30 protein-coding genes are annotated in these 26,968 nt (G+C 63.6%); 18 read left to right on the top strand and 12 right to left on the bottom strand.

All coding sequences use genetic code 11. The annotated features are described in order from the left end of the window. Nucleotides 1-39: 39 nt before the first annotated feature. Complete coding sequence (locus ACFDR6_RS19800; protein WP_375859228.1) at nt 40-399, bottom strand: hypothetical protein; 360 nt, start codon at nt 397-399, stop codon at nt 40-42. 87 nt (nt 400-486) lie between these two features. On the opposite strand from ACFDR6_RS19800, the gene ACFDR6_RS19795 reads away from it, so the two are divergent. Genes ACFDR6_RS19795 through ACFDR6_RS19780 form a run of 4 tightly spaced genes read left to right on the top strand, consistent with a single transcriptional unit; the run spans nt 487 to nt 3,324 of the window. Beyond that, nucleotides 487-1,485, top strand: coding sequence for an ABC transporter substrate-binding protein (locus tag ACFDR6_RS19795; RefSeq protein ID WP_375859227.1), 999 nt, complete (start codon nt 487-489; stop codon nt 1,483-1,485). 1 nt (nt 1,486) lies between these two features. Then, nucleotides 1,487-2,224 carry an ABC transporter permease gene (locus ACFDR6_RS19790; RefSeq protein WP_317240575.1) on the top strand — a complete coding sequence of 246 codons (738 nt, stop codon included), beginning with the start codon at nt 1,487-1,489 and terminating at the stop codon, nt 2,222-2,224. Further along, on the top strand, nt 2,214-2,924 hold the full coding sequence (locus ACFDR6_RS19785; RefSeq protein ID WP_212081005.1) for an ABC transporter ATP-binding protein: 711 nt from the start codon (nt 2,214-2,216) through the stop codon (nt 2,922-2,924). Before ACFDR6_RS19790 ends, ACFDR6_RS19785 begins: the two co-directional genes overlap by 11 nt. A gap of 46 nt (nt 2,925-2,970) precedes the next feature. Continuing rightward, nucleotides 2,971-3,324: a hypothetical protein gene (locus ACFDR6_RS19780; protein WP_212081004.1), complete on the top strand. Its 354-nt coding sequence runs from the start codon at nt 2,971-2,973 to the stop codon at nt 3,322-3,324. Nucleotides 3,325-3,352: 28 nt separating this feature from the next. Here ACFDR6_RS19780 and ACFDR6_RS19775 read toward each other — a convergent pair whose 3' ends face one another. The 5 genes from ACFDR6_RS19775 to lanM form a co-directional block, all read right to left on the bottom strand. Continuing rightward, nucleotides 3,353-3,562 (bottom strand): hypothetical protein, encoded by a 210-nt coding sequence (locus ACFDR6_RS19775; protein WP_212081003.1) that lies wholly within the window; start codon nt 3,560-3,562, stop codon nt 3,353-3,355. Between the two features lie 186 nt (nt 3,563-3,748). After that, the gene (locus ACFDR6_RS19770) at nt 3,749-4,651 is read right to left on the bottom strand and encodes a DUF6662 family protein (RefSeq protein WP_375859226.1); all 903 of its coding nucleotides are present in this window, start codon (nt 4,649-4,651) and stop codon (nt 3,749-3,751) included. Nucleotides 4,652-4,675: 24 nt separating this feature from the next. Continuing rightward, nucleotides 4,676-4,756, bottom strand: a complete 81-nt coding sequence (gene pqqA, locus ACFDR6_RS19765; protein WP_008562446.1) for a pyrroloquinoline quinone precursor peptide PqqA — start codon at nt 4,754-4,756, stop codon at nt 4,676-4,678. Nucleotides 4,757-4,994: 238 nt separating this feature from the next. Further along, nucleotides 4,995-5,330, bottom strand: coding sequence for a hypothetical protein (locus tag ACFDR6_RS19760; protein WP_375859225.1), 336 nt, complete (start codon nt 5,328-5,330; stop codon nt 4,995-4,997). Nucleotides 5,331-5,465: 135 nt separating this feature from the next. After that, nucleotides 5,466-5,858, bottom strand: coding sequence for a lanmodulin LanM (gene lanM, locus ACFDR6_RS19755; RefSeq protein WP_375859224.1), 393 nt, complete (start codon nt 5,856-5,858; stop codon nt 5,466-5,468). Nucleotides 5,859-6,188: 330 nt separating this feature from the next. On the opposite strand from lanM, the gene ACFDR6_RS19750 reads away from it, so the two are divergent. From ACFDR6_RS19750 to ACFDR6_RS19730, 5 genes are all read left to right on the top strand, one after another. Further along, nucleotides 6,189-7,853 (top strand): methanol/ethanol family PQQ-dependent dehydrogenase, encoded by a 1,665-nt coding sequence (locus ACFDR6_RS19750; protein WP_212080999.1) that lies wholly within the window; start codon nt 6,189-6,191, stop codon nt 7,851-7,853. A gap of 11 nt (nt 7,854-7,864) precedes the next feature. Continuing rightward, nucleotides 7,865-8,221 carry a c-type cytochrome gene (locus tag ACFDR6_RS19745; protein ID WP_375859561.1) on the top strand — a complete coding sequence of 119 codons (357 nt, stop codon included), beginning with the start codon at nt 7,865-7,867 and terminating at the stop codon, nt 8,219-8,221. Then, nucleotides 8,218-9,147, top strand: coding sequence for a substrate-binding periplasmic protein (locus ACFDR6_RS19740; RefSeq protein ID WP_375859223.1), 930 nt, complete (start codon nt 8,218-8,220; stop codon nt 9,145-9,147). Before ACFDR6_RS19745 ends, ACFDR6_RS19740 begins: the two co-directional genes overlap by 4 nt. Before the next feature lie 162 nt (nt 9,148-9,309). Then, complete coding sequence (locus ACFDR6_RS19735) at nt 9,310-10,311, top strand: Bug family tripartite tricarboxylate transporter substrate binding protein (RefSeq protein WP_375859222.1); 1,002 nt, start codon at nt 9,310-9,312, stop codon at nt 10,309-10,311. 127 nt (nt 10,312-10,438) lie between these two features. Then, the gene (locus ACFDR6_RS19730) at nt 10,439-10,864 is read left to right on the top strand and encodes a hypothetical protein (protein ID WP_212080996.1); all 426 of its coding nucleotides are present in this window, start codon (nt 10,439-10,441) and stop codon (nt 10,862-10,864) included. A gap of 61 nt (nt 10,865-10,925) precedes the next feature. On the opposite strand, the gene ACFDR6_RS19725 is transcribed toward ACFDR6_RS19730, so the two are convergent. Beyond that, complete coding sequence (locus tag ACFDR6_RS19725) at nt 10,926-11,894, bottom strand: helix-turn-helix domain-containing protein (RefSeq protein ID WP_212080995.1); 969 nt, start codon at nt 11,892-11,894, stop codon at nt 10,926-10,928. A 514-nt stretch (nt 11,895-12,408) separates the two neighbouring features. Between ACFDR6_RS19725 and xoxF5 the strand changes: the two genes are divergently transcribed. From xoxF5 to ACFDR6_RS19690, 7 genes are all read left to right on the top strand, one after another. Then, on the top strand, nt 12,409-14,217 hold the full coding sequence (gene xoxF5 / locus ACFDR6_RS19720) for a lanthanide-dependent methanol dehydrogenase XoxF5 (RefSeq protein WP_212080994.1): 1,809 nt from the start codon (nt 12,409-12,411) through the stop codon (nt 14,215-14,217). A gap of 71 nt (nt 14,218-14,288) precedes the next feature. Further along, on the top strand, nt 14,289-14,819 hold the full coding sequence (locus ACFDR6_RS19715) for a c-type cytochrome, methanol metabolism-related (protein WP_249153027.1): 531 nt from the start codon (nt 14,289-14,291) through the stop codon (nt 14,817-14,819). Between the two features lie 60 nt (nt 14,820-14,879). Next, complete coding sequence (locus ACFDR6_RS19710) at nt 14,880-15,989, top strand: S-(hydroxymethyl)glutathione dehydrogenase/class III alcohol dehydrogenase (RefSeq protein ID WP_317240584.1); 1,110 nt, start codon at nt 14,880-14,882, stop codon at nt 15,987-15,989. A 33-nt stretch (nt 15,990-16,022) separates the two neighbouring features. Then, nucleotides 16,023-16,586, top strand: coding sequence for an S-(hydroxymethyl)glutathione synthase (gfa, locus tag ACFDR6_RS19705; protein WP_212080992.1), 564 nt, complete (start codon nt 16,023-16,025; stop codon nt 16,584-16,586). A 633-nt stretch (nt 16,587-17,219) separates the two neighbouring features. Further along, the gene (locus ACFDR6_RS19700; RefSeq protein ID WP_060737855.1) at nt 17,220-17,672 is read left to right on the top strand and encodes a (2Fe-2S)-binding protein; all 453 of its coding nucleotides are present in this window, start codon (nt 17,220-17,222) and stop codon (nt 17,670-17,672) included. A gap of 1 nt (nt 17,673) precedes the next feature. Next, nucleotides 17,674-19,986, top strand: a complete 2,313-nt coding sequence (locus tag ACFDR6_RS19695; protein ID WP_375859221.1) for a xanthine dehydrogenase family protein molybdopterin-binding subunit — start codon at nt 17,674-17,676, stop codon at nt 19,984-19,986. A gap of 54 nt (nt 19,987-20,040) precedes the next feature. Beyond that, nucleotides 20,041-20,301 (top strand): hypothetical protein, encoded by a 261-nt coding sequence (locus ACFDR6_RS19690; RefSeq protein ID WP_212080990.1) that lies wholly within the window; start codon nt 20,041-20,043, stop codon nt 20,299-20,301. 107 nt (nt 20,302-20,408) lie between these two features. Here the strand turns inward: ACFDR6_RS19690 and ACFDR6_RS19685 are convergent, their stop codons facing one another. The 4 genes from ACFDR6_RS19685 to ACFDR6_RS19670 form a co-directional block, all read right to left on the bottom strand. Continuing rightward, entirely contained in the window at nt 20,409-22,133 is a 1,725-nt protein-coding gene (locus ACFDR6_RS19685) for a methanol/ethanol family PQQ-dependent dehydrogenase (RefSeq protein WP_212080989.1), read from the bottom strand. A 130-nt stretch (nt 22,134-22,263) separates the two neighbouring features. After that, nucleotides 22,264-22,917 (bottom strand): QcrA and Rieske domain-containing protein, encoded by a 654-nt coding sequence (locus ACFDR6_RS19680; protein WP_375859220.1) that lies wholly within the window; start codon nt 22,915-22,917, stop codon nt 22,264-22,266. A 218-nt stretch (nt 22,918-23,135) separates the two neighbouring features. Then, nucleotides 23,136-23,537 (bottom strand): group III truncated hemoglobin, encoded by a 402-nt coding sequence (locus ACFDR6_RS19675; RefSeq protein WP_375859560.1) that lies wholly within the window; start codon nt 23,535-23,537, stop codon nt 23,136-23,138. Between the two features lie 233 nt (nt 23,538-23,770). Next, entirely contained in the window at nt 23,771-24,622 is an 852-nt protein-coding gene (locus ACFDR6_RS19670) for a 3-hydroxybutyryl-CoA dehydrogenase (protein WP_375859219.1), read from the bottom strand. Nucleotides 24,623-24,937: 315 nt separating this feature from the next. On the opposite strand from ACFDR6_RS19670, the gene ACFDR6_RS19665 reads away from it, so the two are divergent. Continuing rightward, nucleotides 24,938-25,636 (top strand): ABC transporter permease, encoded by a 699-nt coding sequence (locus ACFDR6_RS19665; RefSeq protein WP_212080985.1) that lies wholly within the window; start codon nt 24,938-24,940, stop codon nt 25,634-25,636. Here the strand turns inward: ACFDR6_RS19665 and ACFDR6_RS19660 are convergent. Then, nucleotides 25,610-26,419, bottom strand: coding sequence for an ABC transporter substrate-binding protein (locus tag ACFDR6_RS19660; protein WP_375859218.1), 810 nt, complete (start codon nt 26,417-26,419; stop codon nt 25,610-25,612). The two genes, ACFDR6_RS19665 and ACFDR6_RS19660, sit on opposite strands and share 27 nt — an antisense overlap. 162 nt (nt 26,420-26,581) lie before the next feature. Here ACFDR6_RS19660 and ACFDR6_RS19655 point away from each other — a divergent pair, with 162 nt between their 5' ends. Then, nucleotides 26,582-26,872 (top strand): hypothetical protein, encoded by a 291-nt coding sequence (locus ACFDR6_RS19655; RefSeq protein WP_317240590.1) that lies wholly within the window; start codon nt 26,582-26,584, stop codon nt 26,870-26,872. Nucleotides 26,873-26,968: the final 96 nt, after the last annotated feature.

The raw sequence follows: 26,968 nt of genomic DNA, 5'->3' as shown, positions 1-26,968 counted from the left end.
CCGGTGGCGGTGCCCTCTCCCACAAGGGACGGTCGCAGACTAGAAGCACCTCACCTCAGCCTCCGCCTGCGCCCGCCTCAAATCATTCACCGCCGTGTTCGCCTGCTCCGAGGTACGGAACTGAACGCCAAGATTGCCGCGGACCTGGGACATGCTGAGCGCGGTCTCCGCGGTAACATAGCGCTCATAGGGGACGATTGAGGCCACCACGTCGATCGAGCAGGAACATTGCTCGATCGACTGCCGGCTCTCGCCATTGGCCTTCATGCAGCCATAAACGTACTCCGCGCGCGCCGACGTGGGATAATCATTGGCTTGCTCGGCCCGCGCCACGCACACCGTCGCGGCCAGCACCGTCAATGCGGCGACAATCGGTCGTAGCTGTCCGGCCAGTTTCATGCGCATCCTCCCGCTGGTTGCGAGCAAAGCTATGCTATGCGTATTGTCCTGAAAAGAACTCTGTCAGAGGAAACGGCTCACAAGGTGATGAGAGCACTCGGTGTGACAAGGGCACTTGGTCGAACATTGGCGCTCGCAACGGCGCTGGCGCTGACGCTGGCCGCACCCGGGCGCGCCGCGGATACCATTCGCCTTGCGGTGCAGAAAACCGGAACATTCTCCTGGGAGCTGGCTGCGATCCGCGCGAACGGTCTCGACAAGGAGGCGGACCTCTCGCTGGAAGTCTCCGAGCTCGCGAGCACCGAGGCCGGCAAGATCGCCATGCGCGCAGGCAGCGCCGACATCATCCTGTCGGACTGGCTGTGGGTGTCGCGTGAGCGGGCGCTCGGCGCCAAGCTCACCTTCTATCCCTATTCCAGCGCGCTCGGCGCGGTGATGGTCCCGGCCTCGTCGCCGATCAAGTCGCTCGCTGACCTGAAGGGGCGCAAGCTCGCGGTTGCCGGCGGAGCCATCGACAAGAGCTGGCTGCTGCTCCAGGCGCGCATGAAGCAGGACGGCATCGACCTGAAGACGGAGGCAACTATCGCCTATGGCGCTCCGCCCTTGATCGCCGCCAAATCCCTCGACGGCGAGATGGATGCAAGCCTCAATTTCTGGAATTTCTGCGCCCAGCTCGAAGCCAAAGGTTTTAAGCGCCTCGCCGGCATCGAGGACATCTTGCCGAAGCTTGGAGCCAAGGGCGCTGTCTCGGCGGTCGGCTATGTCTTTGACGAGAGCTGGGCCGCGAGCCATCGCGAAGCGGTGGCGCGCTTCATCGCCATGACCCGCAAGGCCAAGCAGCTGCTGGTGAGCTCGGATGCGGCCTGGGACAAGATCGCGCCACTGACCGGCACGAGCGATGCCACCCTGCTCAAGACCTATCGCGACCGCTATCGCGAGGGCATTCCGCGCCGGAGCATCGAGGACGAAGAAAAGGATGCGCGCGTGCTCTACCGCGTGCTGGCCGAGATCGGCGGCCGCGACCTCGTCGGCCCCGCCGCCGAACTCGATCCCGGCACCTTCTATCACGCCGTGCCCGGAGACTGAGGTGCTGCGTCTTCTGTCGTTCGCCCTGTTCCTCGTGACCTGGTGGATTGCCGCACTGTTCGTCGGCGGCGCAAAGCTGCCCTCCCCGCCGGCCGTGCTCGAGGTGATGATCGCGGAAGCCTCATCGGGCGCGCTGTTCCTGCATCTCGGCGCTACGCTGGCGCGGGTCACGCTCGCCTTCGTGCTGGCGATGTCGCTAGGCAGCGCGATCGGCTACCTGATGGGACGGGTCAGGCTCGCGGACCGGCTCGGCGATCCCTGGCTGATCCTGCTGCTCAATCTGCCTGCGCTGGTCGTGATCGTGCTGGCCTATATCTGGGCCGGACTGACCGAGACCGCCGCGATCGCGGCGATCGCCATCAACAAGCTGCCGACGGCGGTCGTCACCTTGCGCGAGGGCACCCGTGCGCTCGACCGCTCGCTCGACGAGATGGCGAGCGTGTTCGCGATGCCGCGTTGGCGCGCATTCCGCCATGTCGTGCTGCCGCAGCTTGCGCCCTATATCGCCGCCGCGGCCCGCTCCGGACTGTCGCTGGTGTGGAAGATCGTACTGGTCGCCGAGCTGCTTGGGCGTCCGAACGGCGTCGGCTTCGAGATCGGCGTCGCCTTTCAGCTGTTCGACACGCCGCGGCTGCTCGCTTATTCGCTGACATTCGCCGCGGTCGTGCTCGTGATCGAAACCTTGCTGGTGCAGCCATTCGAAGCCCGCGCAACACGGTGGCGGCCCCGTGCGGCTTGAGGTCGAAATTACCGGCAAGACGTTCAAAAGTGCCGCCGGCGGGATGCACGAGGTGCTTGCACCGCTCAAATTCGTGCTTAACCCTGGCGAGGTCGGCGTGCTCATTGGCCCCTCTGGCTGCGGCAAGAGCACGATGCTGCGTATCATCCTCGGGCTCGATGGCGATTTCAGGGGCCATGTCGCCCGTCCACCGCAGGCGCGGATCGGAATGGTGTTCCAGGAGCCGCGACTGTTGCCGTGGCGCTCGGTCGAGCAGAATGTGCGGCTGGCGGCGCCCGACGTGACCGAGGCAAAGCTGTCGGAGCTTTTCCGGATTCTCGAGCTGGACGCGCATCGCAGCCACTTTCCCGGCGAGTTGTCGCTTGGTCTTGCCCGGCGCGTCGCGCTCGCCCGCGCCTTTGCAGTCGAGCCCGATCTGCTGGTGCTCGACGAGCCCCTCGCCTCGCTCGACGACGCGCTCGCCGGCCGCTTGCGCGACGAGATCGCAACGCTGGTGGCGAGCCGCCCGGTGATGACGCTGCTCGTCACCCACAGTCTCGACGATGCGATCCGGCTCGGCGACCGCCTGTTCTTCTTGTCGCCGCGCCCCGCGCGCATCGTGCAGGAAGTCCCGATTGCCATTCCGCGCGCGATGCGCAGTGAGGCCGAACTCGGCAGGATCAGGGCGGAGCTCCCAACCTTGCAGCTTGAATCGAAATGAAAACTCGTGGTCAACTGAAGCAAACGTTGTCGAGGGAGGTTCACCAATGCGGCTTAGGCTGATTGCGATCGGCATCCTCTTGGTCGCAGTGCCGGGTGCGGCGCTGGCGCAAGCCAAGGGCAAGGGCATCAGGCTCTGGAACCTGACGACGGAAACGATCTCCGGCTTCCAGCTCTCACCCGCCGGCAAGACGGACTGGGGCCCGAACCTGTGTTTGAACGACAAGGACAAGGAGGTCGACCACGACGAGCGGCTGCGCATTACCGGCGTCGAGCCGGGCCGCTACGACGCCAAGGTCAGCTATCCCAGCGCGCGGCAGTGCGTCGTTCGCAACATCGAAATCAGGGCGGACGCAGTGTTCTCGATCGCCGACAAGGACCTGAAGGACTGTACCAAATAGGTCAAACGCTCGAACAGGCCGTTGCGCCTTACGCCTTGTCGTTCGGGCGGGGGTATTCGCAGCGCCACCGCACCGCCTGCCACTTCGGGTGTTCTTCGACCCATTGCGCGATATAAGGCGGCGCGGCCATGGCGCATTGCTGCGGCGACCCACTATAGTTGAACATCAGATGCTGCTCCTCGCAGGTCGCGGGCGAGAGCACCGCACACACGGTCACCACCAGGTCAATCGGGTTCATGCCGGGATCCTCTCGCAAGGGCGAACAAGTTTAGCACGAAAGGTTACGTTCCACGGAGGGGGAAGTTTCAAGTCTGGTTGAGTGATAACAGGCGGGGAACTGAACGTGGATGCCTGGCCCTCCGCCGCGGCGAAAGCGGTTTCAGCCGTGCAGGCGGGATAGGCCCGGGCATGACGATTTCCCGAGCTAAAAATTCACCCCGAACACCATCCGGGCCTGGTGGCGCTCGAAATTGACGAGGTCGAGATTTGCGGATGACCCGGCCGGACGACCCCAGGCCTGCATGCTCCAGCTCAGGGTAAGCCGTGAGCGCTCCGATAGCTGGAAATAGGCGGTCGGGCCGACGAATAGCGCCTGGCCGGAAAACTCCGCGAGGCCGATGCCTTCATATTGCCGGAAGTAGCGCACCTCCCCGCCGAGCAGCACATTGGGCCGCAGGCGCACCAGGCCGGCAAACGCCGCCCCGATCGTCGAGCTCTTCTCGGACACTCCCGCCATCTCGAAGCGCGCCCATTCCGGCTGATAGATCAGGTTGAGGGCGCCGATGGCGAAGTTCGGGATGAGCTCGCGGTCGATGGCGAGGGTGAATTCGGTGCCGTACATCCGCCCTTTAGCACCGCTGGTCTCGTCGATGCGGTCACCATGGAGCTCGGCGGCGATGGTGAGACCGAACGGCGCGCGCTCGCGGTCGAGCAGGCGATAACGCAGGTCGAGCGAACCGCCCTGGAAGTTGAGCTGGCGGCGGTCGTCGATATCGGGGACGCCGGTGATGTCGTGGAAGCTGGCGGTGCCGCCGACCTCGACGCGAAAGTTCGGCAGCGGCACGACTTCGATCTCGAACTCGTGCTCGAGGGCGCGATATGTGCCGCCCTTGCCGAGGCGGCCGGTCGTCTGGGTCTGGAATTCGCGTTCGCCGGGATTGCCGACATCGGTGCCGATCATGAAGCCGAAGATGTGCTCGGTATCGAAGCCTTCCTGGGCGCTGACGCATACGGGTAAAAGCGCGACCGTACAGGCAGCAATAGTGCAGACGCTGTTGGCTCTCGCGCGCATTCCTGACACTACCACGGCTCCGACGGCGTTTGCCATCGAAGCCGCGGCAGGTCGTCAGTCTTACTTGCGCGAAGCGCAGGCGTACATGTTGATTTCCATGCCGACCGGCACTTCCACGATCTTCGGAGCTTTCCAAGCCATTCGGGGTCTCCCAAGGTATTGAGCGCGACATCGCGCGGCGCAAAACCTAGGGCTGCGTCAATTGCAGTTCAAGCCTCGATTCGGCTGTCGAGCGCGTCTGTGTCGATTCTTCGCGACGGTATTTCTCTCTGGGACAAAGCCAGTTCCCTCTTGGTCAAACAGACCTGCAGGACGCTTGCCGAGTCACTGCCTTGTGCGACGCACCGCGCATCGAATCGACACCGACGACACTGCGCAGTCAGCAGCCTTTGTCGGCCATCGCGGCGTCCGGCTTCGCACCGTCGGCCCGCTGAGCCGCCGTCGGCTGGCTCTGCATCTGCCGCTGCGCATCCTCGGATGATGCCGGCGTTTCACCGCTCGCGCGATTCATCGTGCTGGTCGGCGGATGCTGGCTGCTGTCGCCCGCCGAGCTGGACGAGTGCGACTGCGCCGAGCCTACGGTGACCGGACCAGAACCGGCATCCTTGTCGGTGCTGGCGCTGCCCGTGTTGCACGGGCCCGCGATGGCAGCGCCGGCGCTCAACACCAGGATCGCGCAGGCGGCAAGAACGGAACGTTTCGTGTTCATCTGCATCTCCTCTTCTCCCGCCGCGCCGCCCCGGCGCCTGGCAGGACATTGCGAAGAGAACAGGCCGAGCTGCCCGATGTTCCGAGTTTCGGAGCGGAAATGCTCGCAAGAGCCACCCGCCCCCCCTCTGTTCCGTTGCACTCACTGCAACAATCGCAGCAGCGTTCGGCCCGGGCGCGAGTTCATCTCCTTCCCATCCAGCGTTCCATCCTTGTCCGGATTGGCTGCATTGAAGCGCTGCTCGACCACCGACAGATATTCGTCGAGCGTCAGCGTCCCATCGCGGTCGGGATCGGCGGCGGCGAGTTGTTTCGCCGTCAACCGTCCGCGCAATTCGCGCGCGTCAAGCGTGCCGTCGCGATCGGGATCGAGCTTTGCGAACAATGCGGCACCCGCCTTCTTCACCTCGGCAAGATCGAGCGTGCCGTCATTGTCGGTATCGAACAACTTGACCGCGTTGCCGGAGGCCGACCAAGCCGGACCGGACAACAATGCAATCGTGAGCGCAAGCGCAATCGAGTGGCGCAAAATCATCAAGTCCTCCCAGACAAAGCCCCCGGTGCGAGCCGGAGCAGCAACGAGATAAATCCCCAAGCGGCTCCCGGTTCAAGTCCGAAATGCAACTTGCGCGCGCCGCAACTCGCGGAATCGGAACGCTCGCCCTGACCAGTTCGAACCGGAGGTGCTTCGTGGTGCGGAATTTCCCAGCGTCTCCGCGCAAGCGGAGCCGGTTTCCGTGAGGTGACCGACATTCGCATCCAACGATATCGGCACGACACCTTCGACTTTCGTATTGACGCGTTTTGGTTTCCGACGGAGATTTGCTTCCGCAGCGTCAAAAGGCGCGCATATTGGGAGGAACGGATGAAACGCTTTGCGATGGCCGCGAGCCTCGTCATGCTTGCATCGACTTGTGCAAGCGCACAGACCACCGAGCAACTGGTCAAAGGCGCGACCGATACATCGAACGTTCTCAATTACGGGATGGGTTACCATCTGCAGCGCTTCTCGACGCTGAACCAGATCAACAAGGACAGCGTCAAGAACCTTGTCCCGATCTGGAATTACTCTTTCAACGACGATCGCAGCGAGGAATCCCAGCCCATAGTCTATCAGGGCGTGATCTATGTGACCTCGCACAATGCGACCATGGCGGTGGACGCCAAGACCGGCAAGCAGATCTGGAAGAGCAAGATCGAATATCCCGCCGAGACGCCCCGAATCGTCTGCTGCGGCATCATCAATCGCGGCGTCGCAATCCACGAGGGCAAATTGTTTCGCACGACGCTCGATGCCAACGTGGTTGCGATTGACGCAAAGACAGGCAAGGAGCTGTGGCGTCAGAAGGCCGCCGACATCAAGGAAGGCTATTCGATGACGGTGGCCCCGCTGGTCGCCGACGGCGTCGTCATCACCGGTGTCTCCGGCGCCGAGTTCGGCACCAGGGGCTTCATCGACGGCTGGGATCCGGCGACAGGCAAGCACCTGTGGCGCACCCATTCGATCCCGTCACCGGAAGAGCCCGGCGGCGACACCTGGAAGGGCGACACCTGGAAGCTCGGCGGCGGCTCGACCTGGATCACTGGCTCTTATGACCCCGAGCTGAACACCGTGTATTGGGGCATCGGCAATCCCGGCCCGTTCAATTCAGCGGTGCGCCCGGGCGACAATCTCTACACCTGCTCCGTGCTGGCGATGGACCCCAAGACCGGCAAGATCAAATGGCACTACCAGTTCTCGCCGAACAATCCGTTCGATTACGACGCGGTCGCCGAGATGGTACTCGCGGATGTGAACGTCGAGGGCAAGCCGACCAAGACGCTGATGAATGCCAACCGCAACGGCTTCTTCTACGTGCTCGACCGCACCAACGGCAAGCTGCTGGCGGCCAACCCTTACGTGAAGGTGAATTGGGCGACCGGCGTCGACATGAAGACGGGCCGTCCGATCGAGACCGACGTCGCCAAGGAGGCGCGCGAGGGCAAGAAGGTGACGGTCTATCCCTCGATCCTCGGCGGCAAGAACTGGGAGCCGATGTCGTTCAATCCGCAGACCGGCCTCGCTTACGCCAACACGCTCAACTTCGGCGGCAAATACAAGGCCGAGCCCGTAACCTTCAAGCAGGGTGAATGGTATCTCGGCATGGACCTGACCGATCCGTGGGAGTTCGGGGACGGACCGCGCGGTCACCTCAAGGCCATCGACCCGATGACGGGCAAGTCGAAGTGGGAAGCGCCGAGCGACATTCCACGCTTCTCAGGCGTGCTGTCGACCGCGGGCGGCGTTGTGTTCTCGGGCGCCCTGACCGGGGAGTTCGAGGCCTTCGACGCCGACACCGGCAAGAAGCTCTGGCAGTTCCAGACCGGGTCCGGCATCGAGGGGCAGCCGGTGACCTGGCAGCAGGACGGCGTGCAGTATGTCGCGGTGACCAGCGGTTATGGCGGCGTCTACTCGCTGTTCTCCGGCGACGAGCGGCTTGCCAAGGTGCCGCCCGGCGGGTCGCTTTGGGTCTTTGCGGTCAAGCAGTAATCCCCGGCATGATGCTGAGAGAAATTTTTGACAGGACGGCGGCGACCTTCGCCGCCGCCCTGGTGCTGACGGTCGCGCTTGCGGCGATCGTTCGTGCCGCCGACGAGCCAACCGGCAATCCCATGCAGGCGCAGATCGACCACGGCAAGTCGACCTATGCCGAGAAATGCTCGCACTGCCACGGGCCGAACCTGATGAACTCCGGCACCATCACGCCGGATCTGCGCGCCATCCCCGACGACAGGACGCGCTTCGTCACCACGGTAAAGAACGGCAAGAACAACAAGATGCCGCCCTGGGGCGACATCCTCAGCGACGATCAGATCGGGGATCTCTGGGCCTTCATCTCGAGCCGGAGAAAGCCATGAGGGGCCGGCATATCGCATGGAGCCTCTCGGCTGTTCTGTCGACGATGGCATCGGTCGCTCTTGCGGCCGACGATCCCCTGAAAATCTGCCTCGACGAGGACCGGCCGCCGCTCTCGATGCATCAGCGCGGCAAACCGGCTGCCGGCTTCGACGTGCTGCTGGCTCAGGCGATCGCGGAGCGGCTCGGACGGCCGCTGACGATCCAGTGGTTCGAGAGCAAGCTGGACGAGGATGCGAGCCCACAGCTCGAAGCCAACGCTCTGCTCTCCGATGGGCGCTGCTCGCTCGTCGGCGGCTATGCGCTGACCCAGGATTCGCTCGTCGTCCCAGGAATGAAGACGGCGCGCTTGCCGGGTTTCACCGGGGCCAAACGCGACGATCGCCGGCGCCGCGTCACGCTCGGCGTGCTCGCGCCGAGCCAGCCTTACGTCTATTCGCCCATGACGGTGGTGCTCGGGCCGAAGGCAAGCGGCCGCAAGATCGGCGACATCGGCGATCTCGCCGGGCTCCGTCTGGTCGTCGAAAGCGGCTCGCTCGGCGACGCGATCCTGATGACCTACGAGAAGGGGCGGCTGATCGACAGCATCACCCATCTCGTCCCCGGCCGCGACGATCTCTTGGGCACGCTCCAGCGCGGCGACCATGACGCGACACTGATTGATCTCGCGCGCTTCGACGCTCATCGCGCCGCGCACCCCGACAGTACGCTGAAGGCGTCCGGCTATTACTATCCGATCGGCGCCAATCGCGGCTATGTCGGACTTGCCGGCGATGGCGCGCTGATCGACGCCGTCAACAAGGCGCTGAGCACGCTCGCGGCCGAGGGCAGGATCGCCGAACTCGGCAGGCAGGCCGGCCTCACCTACCTGCCACCGCGCGAGCCCGCGATTCTGGGCGACGTCTGGACGAAGATCATTCAGCGGTGAGGCTGGTTCCGGACGCGCAGCAAACACTATGGATTCGGGTCCGGTGCTGCGCACGCATCCCGTGAATGAGGGATGATGCAGCGAATGCGCCAATCTGTCTCGCCTGAGGCCCGTGGCAGCACCAGCCTGGTGCAGTACCCTGCCCAAAACCGGGAGAGAATCATGTCCACAAAAATCGATCGCCGCCACTTCATCGCCGCCGGAGCCGGCGCATTCGCAATGCCTTTCATCTCGCGCAGCGTCTCTGCGCAAGCTACATCACAAGGCACATGGCCGGCGCGGCAGATTCGCATGATTTGCAGCTATCCCGCCGGCGGGCAGACCGACCTGCTCGCGCGCGCCTACGGCGAATTCATCTCCAAGCAGGTCGGCAAGCCTGTGGTCGTCGAGAACAAGCCGGGCGCCTCCGGCGCGATCGGCACGGCGGAGGTCGCCCGCGCCGAGCCCGACGGCCATACCATCCTGTGCTCAATCTCGACCACCTACATCATGAACCGGGTGGTGATGAAGAATCCCGGCTACGAGATGGACAAGGACTTGACGCTCGTCAGCGTCATTCCGGGCGCCGGCCTGTTGCTGGTGGCGAACCCGAAGACCGGGGTCAAGACGCTGGAGGATTTTGTCGCATTCGCCCGCAAGAGCGGCAGGGTGAACTTCGGCACCTATAGCGCGGGCTCGGCCCCGCACATGACGATCAACGAACTCAACAAGCAGTACGGCCTCAACATCGAGCCGGTCCATTACCGCGGCGAGGCTCCGATGTGGACGGGGATGCTCGAGGGCACGCTCGATGCCGCGATGGGAAGCTACACCGCAGCACAGTCGGTCCTGCAAAGCGACCGCGGCACCGTGTTCGCGGTACATTCGAAGAAGGTCGACGCGATCCCTGCCATCAAGACCCTCCCGGAGCAGGGCGCCACCTCGAAATTCTTCACCGTGAGCGGCTTTTCGGGCTGGGCCTTGCCCAAGGCAACGCCGCAGCCGATCGTCGACCGCCTGGCGGAGCTCTGCGTCGCGGCCAACAACGATCCGAAAGTGAAGGAGGTTCTCACGACCTTCGTGCTCGAGCCCGCGATCGGCTTCAAAGAGACCAACGAACTGTATCAGCGCGAACTGCCGATCTGGATCGAGAGCGCAAAGTCGCTCGGCCTCGAGCCGGCCTGAGGCTCGAGGCGAAGCGTAATGCGCCGCGCCGGCGCGCTTCGGCCGCGACTTCCGACCAAAAGCCTAGTGTCGGAAGCGCAATTTCCCGCTATGATTGCACACCTCTGCGGACAGGAAGGCCGATCGCATGACACCGGATGCAGTCGCCGTCGCCGTTATGATCATCCTGCTGTTTCCGATGAGCTATTTCACGCTGGCCTCGCCCGCTTTCCTGCTGGTGAGGCTCGATATCCAGCCCGTCGCCCAGTTGCTGCGCGGAATGTTCAACGCCCATTTTCTGGTGATGCGCGTCGCCGGCATCATTGGAACCGTGGCCCTCCTCCTCGACGGCCGCCTGCTTGCCGCGCTGGGAGTTGGCATGATCGCTGCCGTGGCGATCTGGGGACGCCGCTGGTTCATGCAAAGAGTGGACGACCAGCTCAGCGCAAGGGAGGCCGGGGATGCCGATGCGCCGCGTCGGTTGCGCCGGCTGCATTGGAGCGGAATGCTGGGGAACGCGGTGGCGCTCGTCGCCCTCGTGGCCGGCATTCCCTATGTCGCCTCGTCCGCGTGAAACATCGCCGTCCGCGCGACCGGTCCGACGGTCTTCGCGTGGAGCGTTCGCTGGAAAGCGGCTAGTGTTCGCCCGAACTCGCCGTGCCCTGCTGCGCCTTGTGGATCGAGGACGGCACCACGCCAAAGTATTTCCTGAACACCCGGCTGAAATGCGATGAGCTGGAGAAGCCCCAGGAGAACGCGACGTCGGTGATGGTCTTGCCGGCGTGAGCCTCGAGTTCCTGGCGGCAGTTCTGCAAGCGCGCTTGCCAGATGTAGTCGCTCACCGTGGTGCCACGCTCCGAGAACAGCATGTGCAGATAGCGCTTGGAGCAGCCGAGCTCGGCGGAGATCTGGTCGATGCACAGATCCGGGTCGCGCAGATGCTCGCGGATGAAGAATTGCGCGCGCACATACATCGCTTCGGGGCCGACCCGGTCGAACATCGTGTCCGCTTCGCGCAACGGCAGCAGTAGCAGGTCGATCAGCGAATCAGCGACGCCGACCGCGCTGTTCGCCGACAGCTTGGCCGCCTCGTCGAACGTGGCATGGACGAACTCGTGTGCGATCCGCCCCGTGCCCGTCTTCGACGTCAGCTTGCAGGCGGGCATCCGCTGCGACGGGAATCCGCGGTCGCGCAGCAGCGCCTTCGGCACAATCACCACGTCGTGACGCGTGAAGGCAGGGCTGATGATCGAATGCGGGCAGGAGACGTCATAGGCGATGATATCGCCGGGATTGATTTCGATGTGGCGGCCTTCCTGCTCGAAATAGGACACGCCATAGGTCTGGAAGTGGATCTTGATGTAGGGGTGTTCATTGGCCTTGGCGCGTGCCAGCGTGTGCGCGATGCGATGCTGGCTCACCTCGATCTGGCAGAGCTTCAGGCGCGAGACGCTCGTGTAGTCGATGCGGCCTTCGAGCGAGGACGCCTCCAGCGGGTCGACGTCGAAATGCCCACACAGGCTCGTCAGCCCGTCGATCCAGCTCTGGATCTGGCGCTTCGGCGTCATACCGGTCGTCGAGAGCGTGTGAATGGTGTCGGACATTAATCCAGCCACTGGTTTGATCCGGAGATTCGACGCGAATCGCGACCAGCGCTGCCGGAGCCCTCAGCCATGATTGCGTGACGTTTACCTCGAATTTGAGCGGTCTATTGGCACGAGCGCCATCGTTCCATTGCCACCCTAGAAACGTAATCCTCCGCCTTAGTTGCAGCGCCGTCAAGGGGAACCTGATCGCTGGAAGCGGCCTGGATGCCGCGCGGAAGCCGCTGAATTCGCTACTGCAAAATCAAAATCTTTCCCTCCGTGCGCTGTCGAGCAAACCGGCTTCTCTCTTGGGCAAGTTTCCCGATGGCGAAGTCGTTAGGGATTGCGGCAGGAACAACAAGAACGGGCCGCTCCTGCACGTGGACCCGTGGCTCTCATCAGGAGGAGGAAACAGCACAGCATCGTTTCTGGTCCCAATCGTGACCGCCCTGCACGAGCAGACGCCGGACGAGAAGCCCGGCGATTGAGCATTGCTTCGGAAACAATAAACGAGACCAACGGAGGAATAACTATGCGCAAGGTGCTACTGGCGACCTTTCTTGGCTCAGCGGCGGCTCTCGCCGTCGGGAGCGCCTCAGCCAATGACGAGCTGATCAAGATGTCGCAGAACCCGAAAGACTGGGTAATGCCGGCGGGCGACTACGCCAACACCCGCTATTCCAAGCTCAACCAGATCACCGCACAGAATGTAGGCAAGCTCCAGGTTGCCTGGACCTTCTCCACCGGCGTGCTGCGCGGCCACGAAGGCGGTCCGCTGATCATCGGCAACATCATGTACGTCCATACGCCGTTCCCGAACAAGGTCTACGCTCTTGACCTTTCGCAGGAGAACAAAATCATCTGGAAGTACGAGCCGAAGCAGGATCCGAACGTCATTCCGGTGATGTGCTGCGACACCGTTAACCGTGGCCTGGCCTACGGCGACGGCAAGATCTTCCTGCATCAGGCCGACACCACCCTCGTCGCGCTCGATGCCAAGACTGGTCAGGTTGCATGGTCCGCCAAGAACGGCGATCCCGGCAAAGGCGAGACCGGCACATCGGCAGCGTTGGTCGTAAAGGACAAGGTGCTGGTCGGCATCTCCGGCGGCGAGTTCGGCGTTCAGGCCCACATGACCGCCTACGACATCAAGACCGGCAAGCAGGTCTGGCGCGGATACTCGGGAGGCCCGGATGACCAGATCCTGGTCGACCCCGAGAAGACCACTGCGCTCGGTAAGCCCATCGGCAAGGACTCGAGCCTCAAGACTTGGCAAGGCGATCAGTGGAAGATCGGCGGCGGCGCCACCTGGGGCTGGATCTCCTACGATCCCGAGCTGAACCTGGTCTATTACGGATCGGGCAATCCCTCGACCTGGAATCCCAAGCAGCGTCCTGGCGACAACAAATGGTCAATGACGATCTTCGCGCGCAATCCGGACACCGGAATGGCCAAGTGGGTCTACCAGATGACGCCTCATGACGAATGGGACTATGACGGCGTCAACGAAATGATCCTCTCGGATCAGTCGATCAACGGCCAGCCGCGCAAGCTGCTGACGCATTTCGACCGAAACGGCCTCGCCTACACCATGGACCGCGCGACGGGCGAACTGCTGGTCGCCGAAAAGTACGATCCGAAGGTGAACTGGACCTCCGGCGTCGACATGGACAAGAACTCCCCGACCTACGGCCGTCCGAAGGTGGTCACCCAGTACTCGACGGAAGCTGGCGGAGAGGACAAGAACACGAAGGGCATCTGCCCGGCCGCGCTCGGCACCAAGGACGAGCAGCCGGCGGCCTACTCGCCGGACACGCAGCTGTTCTACGTTCCGACCAACCACGTCTGCATGGACTACGAGCCGTTCAAGGTGAGCTACACCGCGGGCCAGCCCTATGTGGGTGCGACGCTCTCGATGTATCCGCCGCAGGGTGAAACCCACATGGGCAACTTCATCGCCTGGGACGGCAAGACCGGCAAGATCGTCTGGTCGAACAAGGAGCAGTTCTCGGTCTGGTCGGGTGCGCTCGCTACCGCCGGTGGCGTGGTGTTCTACGGCACGCTCGAAGGCTACCTGAAGGCGGTCGACGCCAAGACCGGCAAGGAGCTCTACAAGTTCAAGACTCCCTCCGGCATCATCGGCAACGTCACGACCTATGAGAACGGCGGCAAGCAGTATGTCGCAGTGCTCTCCGGCGTCGGCGGCTGGGCCGGCATCGGTCTGGCGGCGGGTCTGACCGATCCGACCGCAGGTCTCGGCGCAGTCGGTGGCTATGCGGCTCTCAGCAACTACACGGCACTCGGCGGTACGCTGACCGTGTTCTCGCTGCCGAACAACTAGGCCCCATCAGCATCGCTCCGGCGCGTGGATTAACTCCACGCGCCGGCTCGTCCCCCCGGGCTCCTTCGAGGATGAATCTCTTGCGTAAAATCTGCTCTGTCATTGCTGCGACGATTCTGGTTGCGTCCGGAGGATTTGCGGTCGCGGACGGTCCGGGCGACCCGACCGCCGTGAAGAAGGAAGACGACGGAAAGTGGCTCGATAAGGAAGGAACACCGACCTACAAGATTTCGGCCGACGGCACCGTGGACTGGTTCACCTATTCCGGATATCGCCGCTATCACTCCGACTGCCATGTCTGCCATGGCCCCGACGGCATGGGCTCGACCTACGCGCCGGCGCTCAAGGATTCCGTCAAGTCGATGAGCTACGGCGACTTCATCGGCGTAATCGCCTCCGGTCGCAAGAACATCTCGACCGCGCAGGAGAACGTCATGCCGGCCTTCGGCGACAACCCGAACGTCGCCTGCTACATGGACGATCTCTACGTCTATCTGCGCGCCCGCTCCACCGAAGCTTGGGGCCGGCAGCGTCCCGCCAAGAAGGAAGACAAGACACCGGAGTACACCAAGGCGGAAGACGCCTGCATGGGCAATAAGTGAACGTTGCCGGGATTGCCGAGACGACGTCCTGGCGTCCTATGAGAATTTGAGGAGCTTACGATGAAGACACGTGCCGCCGTTGCTTTCGAAGCCAAGAAGCCGCTCGAGATCGTCGAGGTCGACCTGGAAGGACCGAAGGCCGGCGAAGTCCTGGTCGAGATCAAGGCAACGGGCATCTGCCATACCGACGCCTATACGCTCGACGGGTTCGATAGCGAAGGAATCTTCCCGTCGATCCTGGGACATGAGGGTGCAGGCATTATCCGCGAGATCGGTCCCGGCGTGAGCTCGGTGAAGCCGGGCGACCACGTCATCCCGCTCTACACGCCGGAATGCCGGCAGTGCAAAAGCTGCCTCAGCCAGAAGACCAATCTCTGCACCGCGATCCGCGCGACGCAAGGCAAGGGCGTGATGCCCGACGGCACCAGCCGCTTTTCCTACAAGGGCAAGCCGGTCTACCACTACATGGGCTGCTCGACCTTCTCGAACTTCACCGTGCTGCCGGAGATCGCGGTCGCCAAGATCCGCGAGGACGCCCCCTTCGACAAGAGCTGCTACATCGGCTGTGGCGTCACCACGGGCGTCGGCGCCGTCGTCAACACCGCGAAGGTCACGCCGGGCTCCAACGTGGTCGTGTTCGGCCTCGGCGGCATCGGCCTCAACGTAATCCAGGGCGCCAAGATGGCCGGCGCCGACAAGATCATCGGCGTCGACATCAACGACGCCAAGGAGGATTGGGGCCGCAGGTTCGGCATGACCGAATTCGTCAACCCCAAGAAGGTCACCGGCGACATCGTCCAGCATCTCGTCGGCCTCACCGACGGCGGTGCCGACTACACTTTCGATTGCACGGGCAACACGACGGTGATGCGCCAGGCGCTGGAAGCCTGCCATCGCGGCTGGGGCACCTCGATCATCATCGGCGTTGCCGAGTCTGGCAAGGAGATCGCCACCCGCCCGTTCCAGCTCGTCACCGGGCGCAACTGGCGCGGCACCGCCTTTGGCGGCGCGCGCGGCCGCACCGACGTGCCGAAGATCGTCGACTGGTACATGAACGGAAAGATCCAGATCGATCCGATGATCACCCACGTGCTCAAGCTCGAGGAGATCAACAAGGGCTTTGACCTCATGCACGAGGGCAAATCCATCCGTTCAGTCGTCGTGTTCTAGCTCGAAAGCGTCACCCCCAAGGAGGATCGACCCATGACTGTTGCACTCCATCCCTCGATCGACAATGGCCTCAAACAGGGCAGCGGCAGCTTCGCCGGCGGCACGCTGGTCTGCAAATGCAAGGACCACCAAGTCAAGGTCGGCATCAAGGGCGACGTCGCGCATAACCACGCCTGCGGCTGCACCAAGTGCTGGAAGCCGCAGGGCGCGACGTTCTCCGTCGTCGCCGTGGTGCCGCGCCAGAACGTCACGGTGCTCGAGAACGGCGACAAGCTCCAGGTTGTCGATGCCTCCGCGGTGATCCAGCGCCACGCGTGCAAGGCATGCGGAACGCACATGTATGGCCGCATCGAGAACACGGGCCATCCGTTCTACGGCCTCGACTTCATCCATCCCGAGCTGTTCCAGGAACAGGGCTCGCAGGCGCCACAATTCGCCGCCTTCGTCTCCTCGGTGATCGAAGCCGGCGTGAAGCCGGAGCAGATGACGGGCATCCGGTCGCGGCTGAAGGAAATCGGGCTCGAGCCCTATGATTGCCTGTCACCAGCGCTGATGGATGCGATCGCGACCCACGTCGCCAAAGCCAAAGCCGCCTGAGCAAGGCCGCCTGACGTTCGCCGACCCCGTCCGATCGCCGGCCTCGACCAGCGCCAGCGAACCGGACGGGCCCCGGCCCCCGGGGGCGATTGCAGCGATGCCGCCGCCTCCGCAACTTGCGCGTATACGAGGGTGACGAGCTCCCTCAGTCCTGGTCTTCTGAATGACTGCGCAGCGCCGCCACCTTCCGTCTTGAAGACCCGGCCCTGCGTTTCTCCCTCCCTCGACTGAGGCATCCTGCTTCGTCCGCGCAATCTTCTGGCGGACGAAGCTTTTTTCGTCCCCCTGGCTGCGAACGCGCGCGGTCGAGCGGCGCGATCACGCGCCCTGCTTTTGACAAATCATCGATGCAATCTTTTCCCGCTGAGAACACCCGGCTGTGAACGCCGGGACGGCGCGATCTCTGTTACGATCGGGTCGTCACGATGCCGCGCGAAATACAATCAATTAAGAACAAAAACGGGAGGTATCGAACACACATCTGAACATCGAGATTCGCGTTCCTGCCTCGTGCCGGGATCTGCCCGTGCCGGATCGTGGGCCGGAATGTGACGAGACGACGCAACTGGCATTGCGCCGACTGGCGTCGGCCAGTTCTACATTTGGCATACTTATGAAGAGTGAGGGATGATCATGATCAAGGTGAAGATCAACGGCCAGGAACAGAGCTGGGACGGCGACCCGGATCTCCCGCTACTCTGGTTCCTGCGCGACGAGGCCGGGTTGACCGGCACCAAATACGGCTGCGGCCAGGCCCTGTGCGGCGCCTGCACCGTCATCGTCGACAAGCAGGCGGTGCGCGCCTGCATCACGTCGGTCAACGACGTCGCCGGGCGTGAGGTCACCACGATCGAAGGGCTGCATCCGACCGGCGATCATCCGGTGCAGAAAGCCTGGCGGCAGGTCAACGTGCCGCAATGCGGCTTCTGCCAGGCCGGCCAGATCATGCAGGCGGCAGCCCTCCTGATGGACAACCCGAAACCTTCGCACGACCAGATCCGCGAAGGGATGGCCGGCAACATCTGCCGTTGCGGCTGCTACCAGCGCATCGAGAACGCCGTCCATCTCGCATCGACGGGAGTGTGACATGAACTTCATCGACAATCCCAGCAAGCTTCGCGGCTTCGAAAAGAACATCAGGGTCGAGAAGGTCTCGCGCCGCAGCATCCTGAAGGGTCTCGGCATTACCGGCGGCTTCGTGCTCGCCGCACCGGTGATGTCGCGCCAGGCGCTTGCCTATGAGACCGGTGCGGGAAAGATGCCGCACGGCGTCGTGGTCGATCCGCGCGTATTCGTTTCGGTCGCCCCGGACGGCATCGTGACCATCGTCGGGCATCGTTCGGAAATGGGCACCGGCGTGCGCACCAGCCTGCCGCTGATCGTGGCTGAGGAGATGGAGGCCGACTGGTCCAAGGTCAAGGTTCAGCAGGCCCACGGCGACGAGGTGAAGTTCGGCAATCAGGACACCGACGGCTCGCGCAGCACGCGGCACTATCTGATCCCGATGCGGCAGATCGGCGCCTCTGCCCGCACCATGCTGGAGCAGGCGGCTGCGAAGCGCTGGGGCGTACCGGCGACCGAGGTCAAGGCCGTCAATCACGAGGTCGTCCACAGCGCCAGCGGGCGTAAGCTCGGCTTCGGCGAGCTGGCTGCCGACGCAGCCAAGGAATCGGTGCCCAGCATCGAGGGCCTCAAGCTGAAGGACCCCAAGAACTTCCGCTATCTCGGCAAGGGCCAGATCGGCATCGTCGATCTCCACGACATCACCACCGGCAAGGCGCATTACGGCGCCGACGTGCGGCTGCCCGGCATGAAATATGCCGTGATCGCCCGCCCGCCTGTAACCGGCGGCAAGCTGGTCAAGTTCGAGCCGGAGGCGGCACTGAAAGTGCCCGGCGTCGAGAAGGTGATGCAGGTGCGCGGCTGGCCGTGGCCGTCCAAGTTCCAGCCGCTCGGCGGCGTCGCCGTGATCGCGCGCAACACCGGCGCGGCGATCAAGGGCCGCGATGCGCTGAAGCTGACTTGGGACGACGGTCCCAACGGCAAATACGACTCGGTCGCCTATCGCAAGGAGCTCGAGGAGGCCTCGCGCAAGCCCGGCCTCGTCCTGCGCAAGGAGGGCGATGCGGACGCCGCCTTGAAGAGCGCCGACAAGGTGATCGTCGGCGAATACTATCTTCCCCATCTCGCCCACGTCGCCATGGAGCCGCCGGTCGCAGTCGCCGACGTCAAGGGCGACAAGGCGGAGATCTGGGCGCCGGTGCAGAGTCCGGGCGGCACCCGCGAGGACGTCGCCAAGACGCTCGGCATTCCGGAGGCCAACGTGACGGTCAACGTCACGCTGCTGGGTGGCGGATTCGGGCGCAAGTCGAAATGCGACTTTGCGATCGAGGCCGCGCTGCTCTCGAAAGAGCTCGGAGCACCGGTGAAGGTGCAGTGGACGCGCGAGGACGACCTCCATAACGGCTTCCTGCATACGGTCTCGGTCGAGCGGATCGAGGCAGGTCTGGACAAGAGCGGCAAGGTGATCGCCTGGCGCCATCGCAGCGTGGCCCCCAGCATCGCCTCGACGTTCGCTGCCGGGACCGTACACCAGGCGCCCTTCGAGATCGGCATGGGCCTTGTCGACATGCCGTTCGAGATCGCCAACATCTCCTGCGAGAATCCGGAAGCTGCGGCGTTCACCCGCATCGGCTGGTTCCGCTCGGTCTCGAACATCCCGCGCGCCTTCGCGGTGCAATCGATGGTCAGCGAGATCGCGCAGGCGACCGGCCGCGACCAGAAGGAGACACTCCTCGCCCTGATTGGCAGCCCGCGCATCGTCAAGCCCGAGGTGAAGGATCTCTGGAACTACGGTGAGCCCCAGGACAGCTACCCGATCGATACCGCGCGTCTGCGCAAGGTGGTCGAGTTGGTGGCCGAGAAGGGTGAGTGGGGCCGGAAGGTGCCGAAGGGCCACGGCCTCGGCATCGCCGTGCACCGCAGCTTCGTCAGCTACATCGCGACCATCGTCGAGGTCGCGGTCGACGACAAGGGCAAGTTGACGGTGCCGCGGGTCGACACGGCGATCGATTGCGGTACCTATGTCAACCCCGAGCGGATCGCCTCGCAGATCGAGGGCGCCGCGATCATGGGGCTGAGCCTCGCCAAATACGGCGAGATCACCTTCAAGGACGGCAAGGTCCAACAGAAGAACTTCGACGACTTCCAGGTCGTCAGGATGGACGACTCTCCCGTGGTGACCAACGTCTACATCGTGCCGGCCGCGGCAGACACGCCGCCCAGCGGCGTCGGTGAGCCCGGCGTGCCGCCATTCGCACCGGCGCTGATCAACGCGATCTTCGCCGCGACGGGAAAACGTATCCGCTCGCTTCCGATCGGCAAGCAACTGGAGGCGTGAGACGGAACAGAAGCGGCCTCGCGCCGTTTCCATCGATCTTACAGGAGCAGATCGATGATCAACATCTCCAGGGCGCTCGCAGTCTCGTTGCTGTCGGGCGCCTTTCTTCTGACGGCCTCCGGCGCATTCGCGCAGAGCAATACGACGCCGCCGACCACGGCGACGCGCCCCACCGCGCCGGACCAGAACTCGCTTCCCAATGCCAGCGCCCCGCCCGCCTCGACCACCCAGACCACCGGGCAGCACAATCCGGATCCCAAGATTCGTGAGATGAACCAGAAGGAAAAGGACAAGGTCGAGCGCTCCGGGAAATAGGCTTGGCGCCTGCACGGCAAGGGCACATGCAGAAAAGCGGCGGACGTTACCGTCCGCCGCATTCGCCACCCCCCTGCTGCTCCGCCTCTTTCGATCCGCCCGCGGAGCTATTTCTTCAGCGCGAATACCCAGACGACGCCGCCCTGCGGCACGTTGGCCTCGATACCGATATTGTTGGTCACGAGTGCATCCTGGATGCGCTGTGCGTCCACGCCCCAACCCGACTGGATCGCGATGTACTGCGTGCCGTCGATCTCATAGGACACCGGCATGCCAACGATGCCGGAGTTGGTCTTCTGTTCCCACAGAAGCTCGCCGGTCTTGGCGTGGAAGGCTCGGAAGTAGCGGTCGTTGGTGCCGCCGACGAAGACGAGATCGCCCGCCGTCGCCGTGACCGATCCGAACAGCTGCGACTTGGGGAAGTTGTGCTGCCAGACCTTCTTGCCCGTGACGGGGTCCCAGGCCTGGAGCTCGCCGAAATGATCCGCGCCCGGCCTCGTCGTCAGGCCGATGTCTTCCGGCTTGGTGCCAAGCCAGAGCTCGCCCGGCTTGAGCGGAAGCTTCTCGCCGGTGAACCCGCCGCAAAAGTTCTCATTGGCCGGCACGTAGACGAGGCCGGTCCTCTGGCTGTAGGCGGCCGACGGCCAGTCCTTGCCGCCCCACAGCGACGGACAGAACTCGACGCGCTTGCCTATCACCGGCTTGTGCGCGGGATCGACGATCGGCTTGCCGCTCTCGTCGATGCCCTTCCAGACGTCGGTGTAGACGAACGGCCAGCCGGCGACATAGTTGATCTTGGTCGGCGTCCGCTCGAGCACCCAGAAGATCGCGTCGCGTCCCGGATGGACTAGGCTCTTGATGTTGCGACCGTTGCGTTGCAGATCAATCAGCATCGGCGCATCGACCTCGTCCCAATCCCAGGAATCGTTCTGGTGGTATTGGAAATAGGTCTTGATCTTGCCGCTGTCGGGATCGAGCGCGAGCACCGATGCAGTATAGAGATTGTCGCCGGGATGGGTTTCGCCGGGCCATGGCGCCGCGTTGCCGATGCCCCAATAGATCGTCTTGGTCTCTTTGTCGTAATTGCCGGTCATCCAGGCCGACCCGCCGCCGTTCTTCCAGTCGTCGCCCTGCCAGGTATCGTGACCGGGTTCGCCTTCGCCGGGGATGGTGTAGGTCCGCCAAAGCTCTTTGCCGCTCTTTGCATCATAAGCCACGATATAGCCGCGTACGCCGAACTCACCGCCGGAGCCACCGACGATGACCTTGCCATCGACGATCAACGGCATCAGGGTCAAGTACTGACCCTTCCTGTAGTCCTGCACCTTGGTGTCCCACACCACTTTGCCGGTCTTGGCATCGAGCGCGACCACGTGGTCGTCCGTGGTGGCGAGGTAAAGCTTGTCCTCCCACAGGCCGACGCCCCGATTGGTCGGATGCAGCTGGAACAGATCGTCAGGGAGCTGCCGCTTGTAGCGCCAGTATTCGTCGCCGGTCTTCGCGTTCAGCGCGATCACCTGTCCCATCGGAGTCGTCACGAACATCGCGCCATTGTTGACGATCGGTGGCGCCTGATGGCCTTCGACCACACCGGTGGAAAAAGTCCAGACCGGCGTGAGGTTCTTCACGTTCGAGGTGTTGATCTGGTCGAGCGGGCTGTAGCCCTGCCCGTCATAGGTACGCCGATAGAGCATCCAGTTGTTTGGCTCCGGATTTTCCAGGCGCTGCGCCGTGACCGGAGAATAATTTTCGATCGGGCCGCACACGGCGGCAGTCGAGGCAAGACACGTAAAGGCGACGAAGCCGGACAGTAACCATTGCTTCCTGGTCATGGACGTTCCCCTTTTTCATCCGTTCGAATTCTTGTCGTGAATTCTTGTTTTGAATTCTTGTCGCTCGTCCCGTCGTCCGCCCATCGGCGGATGCGGCCTTTCCTGACGCGGGCATGGCCCGCACCGCCCGTCATCCTGGTTGCGCGCCACCTACCTTTCCGATGAAGTTGCCGGCGACGCTGAGCGAACCGTCAGCGAGCGCCAGCGGCAGCGCTGCGAGCCGTCGCGGCGCCGGTCCGAACACGACCTGCGCGCCGGCGCGAGGGTCGAATTCGGAGTTGTGGCACATGCACTTGAACACCTCCTTGTCGCCGACATCGCTCTTCACCCAAGCGGTGACAGGACAGCCGGCATGAGCGCAGATCGCCGAATAAGCGATGATGCCGTCGACGGCGCGCGCGCGGGTTTTCTCGTCGAGGTCGGCGGGATCGAGCCTGATGATCAGGATCTCGTTGAGCCGGGAGGCACTGCGCACCACCTGTGTCTTGGGATCCTTCGGCCAGGCATGCACCGGCGGTCCGCCAGCAGGCAGGTCGGCCGCGGTGATGAGCTTTCCTTCCTTGTCGCCTTCAGAGAAGACGAGCACATCGCCTTTCTGGGGCCGTTCGTCGGAGCCAGGCGGCTCCTCATTCGCGCGCGCATGCGTGGAACAACCTAGGCAGGCGGTGGTGGCGATTGCACCGAGCAGGACCGTTCGCCGCGTCTGCTCGAGGCAAGCGCCGGCTTCGGGTTCCGTGATGCTCTCGGATGATGAGGAATGAGTCGTGAGTGATGAGCGAGACATGCCACAAGCAGGCGCTGGAACTCTGCCGAAAAAAAGGCGAGGAGTTGGCGCCGCAGCGCATCAATATGGCTTTGCTCGCTTTGATTGAACAACGATGAACGCATTCAAACGTGTTTTCACAGTTTCAACGTTACGCCGCGCGACCGGCATGATAATTTTGCAGATCAGACCGATAACGCCGGAATTGGTGCAGCGCGCTCTTCGCCGCGCTGCGCAAATTATATCCGCATAGCTTGCGGGGCCGTCCGTCGCGTCAGGACCTGAGCACGTGACGCGGCGGCGATAGAACCGGCTACGGTTGCCGATGCCATTTCAAAACTGTCGGCGATGCGACGTGCCTTGTCGATGAACAGCGCAGCCGCCGGCGGTGGGCAGACCTCGCGCGCGGTCTGCTCGAACAGATCGAGCCAGCGGTCGAAATGATCGCTCACCAGGCTCAGCGGCAGATGTGCCCGCATCGGCGAGCCGTGATAACGGCCGCTCATCAGCACGACCGAGGACCAGAAATCCCTGAGCTTGGCCAGATGCTCGTCCCAGTCCTGTACGACCCCAAACACCGGCCCCAGCCGCGCATCTTCGCGCACGCGCCCGTAGAAGCGAGTGACGAGTTCCCCGATCATTTCCTCGGTGATCCCGGTTCGCTCGATCGCATCCTGGGTCAGCACGTTCCGCCGTGCGGCCGCCGCCTCGCGCTCGGCCTTCAATCGATCCGACATGTCCTTCGTTATCCGTTCCGTTGTTTCCGCGGGCCGCCCATTCGACATTGTCGGGCCAATCGCGCGCGGCATCTTTGTCGCAGCGCAAAGTGCGGAATCCGGCGGCGGACGCCAAAGGCCCGCCGCCGACGCCCTGGTCAGGCGCTATAGGTGTAGAAGCCCTGCCCGGTCTTGCGACCGAGATGGCCGGCATCGACCATCTCCTTCAGCAGTGGCGCTGGCCGATATTTTGGGTCGTTGAAGCCCTTGTAGAAGACCTCCATCACCGAAAGCATGGTGTCGAGCCCGACCAGGTCGGCCAGAGCCAGCGGCCCGATCGGATGGTTGCAGCCGAGCTTCATGCCGGCGTCGATTTCTTCCGCCGTCGCGATCCCCTCCTGAAGCGCGAAGATCGCCTCGTTGATCATCGGGCACAGGATGCGGTTGACGGCAAAGCCCGGGCTATTCTTCGCGGTGATCGCCACCTTGCCGATCCGCTGGGCGAAATCGAGCGCCTTGGCGTGAGTGTCGTCCGAGGTCTGCAAGCCGCGGATGAGCTCCAGGAGAGCCATGACCGGCACCGGGTTGAAGAAGTGCATGCCGATGAAGCGGTCGGGACGGTCGGTCGCAGCGGCAAGCTTGGTGATCGAGATCGACGAGGTGTTGGTCGCCACCAGCGTGCGCGGCGACAAGGTGGCGCAGAGATCCTTCAGGATCTTGACCTTAAGCTCCTCGTTTTCGGTCGCGGCCTCGATCACCAGGTCGCAACCCGACAGCTTCGCCCGGTCGGTGGTGCCGGTGATGCGCTTGAGCGTCGCTTCGCGATCGGCCGCCGACATCTTCTCCTTCTTGACCAGGCGCTCGAGGCTGCCGCCGACGGTCGAAATCCCGCGATTCACGGCCGCATCGGAAATGTCGACCATCACGACCGAGAGCCCGGCTGCCGCGCAGATTTGCGCGATGCCGTTCCCCATGGTCCCTGCCCCGATGATGCCAACGGTCTGGATCATTGCCTCTTATCCTTCATCCTTGCGGCCCGCGCCGGCACGACACGGCCTGTTGTTCCTGCACCAGGGTCTAGCACCGCCAGCGGGCTGCTGCGACCTGATCCAGCCCCTTCCTTAAAGCATCCATAGCTGGAATAAAGCCGCCAGACGGGCTCCAAACGACGCCCTCAGACGCTCCAGAGGCCGGTTTTGAGACCTCGGCGCCCTCCGCCGTCCAGTCCTGATTTCCGCCCGCCACCCCGGGTCTTGATTTTGGCAGCCGCAACGTCGAGAACGTACATCGCGCGAGGCTCGCGGAAGGAAGTTGCCTGAGGCCGGATGAACGACTTTGCACGCTCCATCGGCTCCGCCCTCTCTCTGATCGCCGAGGCCGACGCCGAGCTGCTCGGCATCGTCGCATTGTCGGTGCGGGTCAGCCTGACCGCCAGCATCGCCGCGCTCCTGATCGGCGCACCGTTCGGAGCCCTGCTTGCGATCACCCGTTTCCGGGGACGTCAGGTTGTCATCATCCTCACCAATGCGCTGCTCGGCCTTCCGCCGGTCGTAGTGGGGCTCGCGCTCTATCTCCTGCTGTCGCGGTCCGGCCCGTTCGGGATGGCCGGACTGTTGTTCACGCCGGCCGCGATGGTGATCGCGCAGACCCTGCTGGCGACGCCGATCGTGGTGGCGCTGGTGCACCGGCCCGCGAGCCTGCTGTGGGCCGAGTATGGCGATCTGGCCCGGATCGACGGCCTCTCGGCCTTTCGCAGCATGGCGCTTCTTTTCGCGCTCGGCCGGACCTCGCTGCTGACGGCGTTTCTCGCGGCGTTCGGGCGCGCTATCGCCGAAGTCGGCGCCATCATCATCGTCGGCGGCAACGTCCGCGGCTTCACGCGCACGATGACGACGGCGATCGCGCTGGAGACCAGCAAGGGCGATCTGCCGCTGGCGCTGGGGCTCGGGCTGATCCTGCTCGCGCTCAGCGTGGCGGTGTCGACCATCGCCTTCCTGCTAGTGGGACGCGTTGGGGAAAAATAGCTGCTCGCCGCCGACCTTGTACCCGGCGATCGCCTCCTGCCCTTTCGACGAGACGAGCCAGTCGATGAAGGCCTGTCCGTCCTTCACCTTCACGGTCGGATGCGTGGCGGGGTTCACCAGCATGACGCCGTACTGGTTGAACAGCCGCTTGTCCCCTTCGGTCAGGACGGCGAGTTCGCCGCGGTTCTTGAACGACAGCCAGGTGCCGCGGTCCGACAGAAGATAGGCGTTCGACGACGAGGCCATGTTCAGCGCCGGACCCATGCCCTGGCCGATCTCCCGATACCAATCGTTCTTTACCGCGCCGAGGTCGACGCCCGCTTCCTTCCAAAGCCGGAGCTCGGCGGCATGCGTGCCGGACTTGTCGCCGCGCGAGATGAACAGCGCCCCCGCCGCCGCGATCTTGCGCAGCGCGTCCGCAACGTCCTTGCCGCCGGCGATCTTTGCGGGATCACTCTTCGGGCCGACGATGACGAAGTCGTTGTACATGACGTCGAAGCGCTTCACGCCCTGCCCTTCCGACATGAACTTGTCTTCGGCGGACCTGTCATGGACAAACACCACGTCGGCATCGCCGCGCCGCCCGATATCCAGCGCCTGGCCGGTGCCAACGGCGACGACCTTAACACCAATGCCCTCGGCCTTCGTGAACAGCGGCAGCAGATGGCCGAACAGGCCTGATTGCTCCGTCGACGTGGTCGAGGCGACCGTGATGGTGCGATCCTGCGCGAAGGCGATGGTGGACCAGAGCAGAACCGCTCCCAGGGTGACAATCTTCCTCATGCGTCGTTCCTCAACCAACAATGACGATCCTGAATAGCCCCTGTCGATGAAATCGGGAACCCCCGACGTCAGTCCGCATAGAGTTGAACGGGTGACTACAAAGCGGCAGGAACGTCGTTGGCGCAGGCGGATTGTCTGGGAATGTAAGTCAAGGAGAATCCAATGAAGAAGATCATCTTGGCATCCACATGCATCATGGCGCTTGCAACCGGTGGCGCCGTCGCTCAGACACAACCCGCGCCGAGCGCCTCAGGCCAAAGCGATGTCGGTCCCTCATCGCGAGGTCCCGCCACCAAGGGCATGACGACCGGACGTTCGTCGAACATGCAGAACGAGGCCAGCGACGGCAAGGGGGCGCAGCAACCATCGGCCGGCGGCACCAACACCAACAACATGGGCAGCCCGGCCGGCGGCGGCAGCGCCGGCTCCGGCTCGGGCTCGGGCGGGCGATAAGTCTGCAGCTCGGCCAGGGGCTCGCTGCACACGTTCTCCGAGGCTCGCGAATCAGGCGCCGCATGCGGTGCTGCGAGTCTCGGATCGCGTTAGTAG

It is taken from the genome of Bradyrhizobium tunisiense, assembly GCF_042263385.1.
Lineage (GTDB): Bacteria > Pseudomonadota > Alphaproteobacteria > Rhizobiales > Xanthobacteraceae > Bradyrhizobium > Bradyrhizobium tunisiense.
The sequence above is the reverse complement of the archived record's forward strand: the minus strand, read 5'-3'. Positions and strand labels throughout refer to the sequence as shown.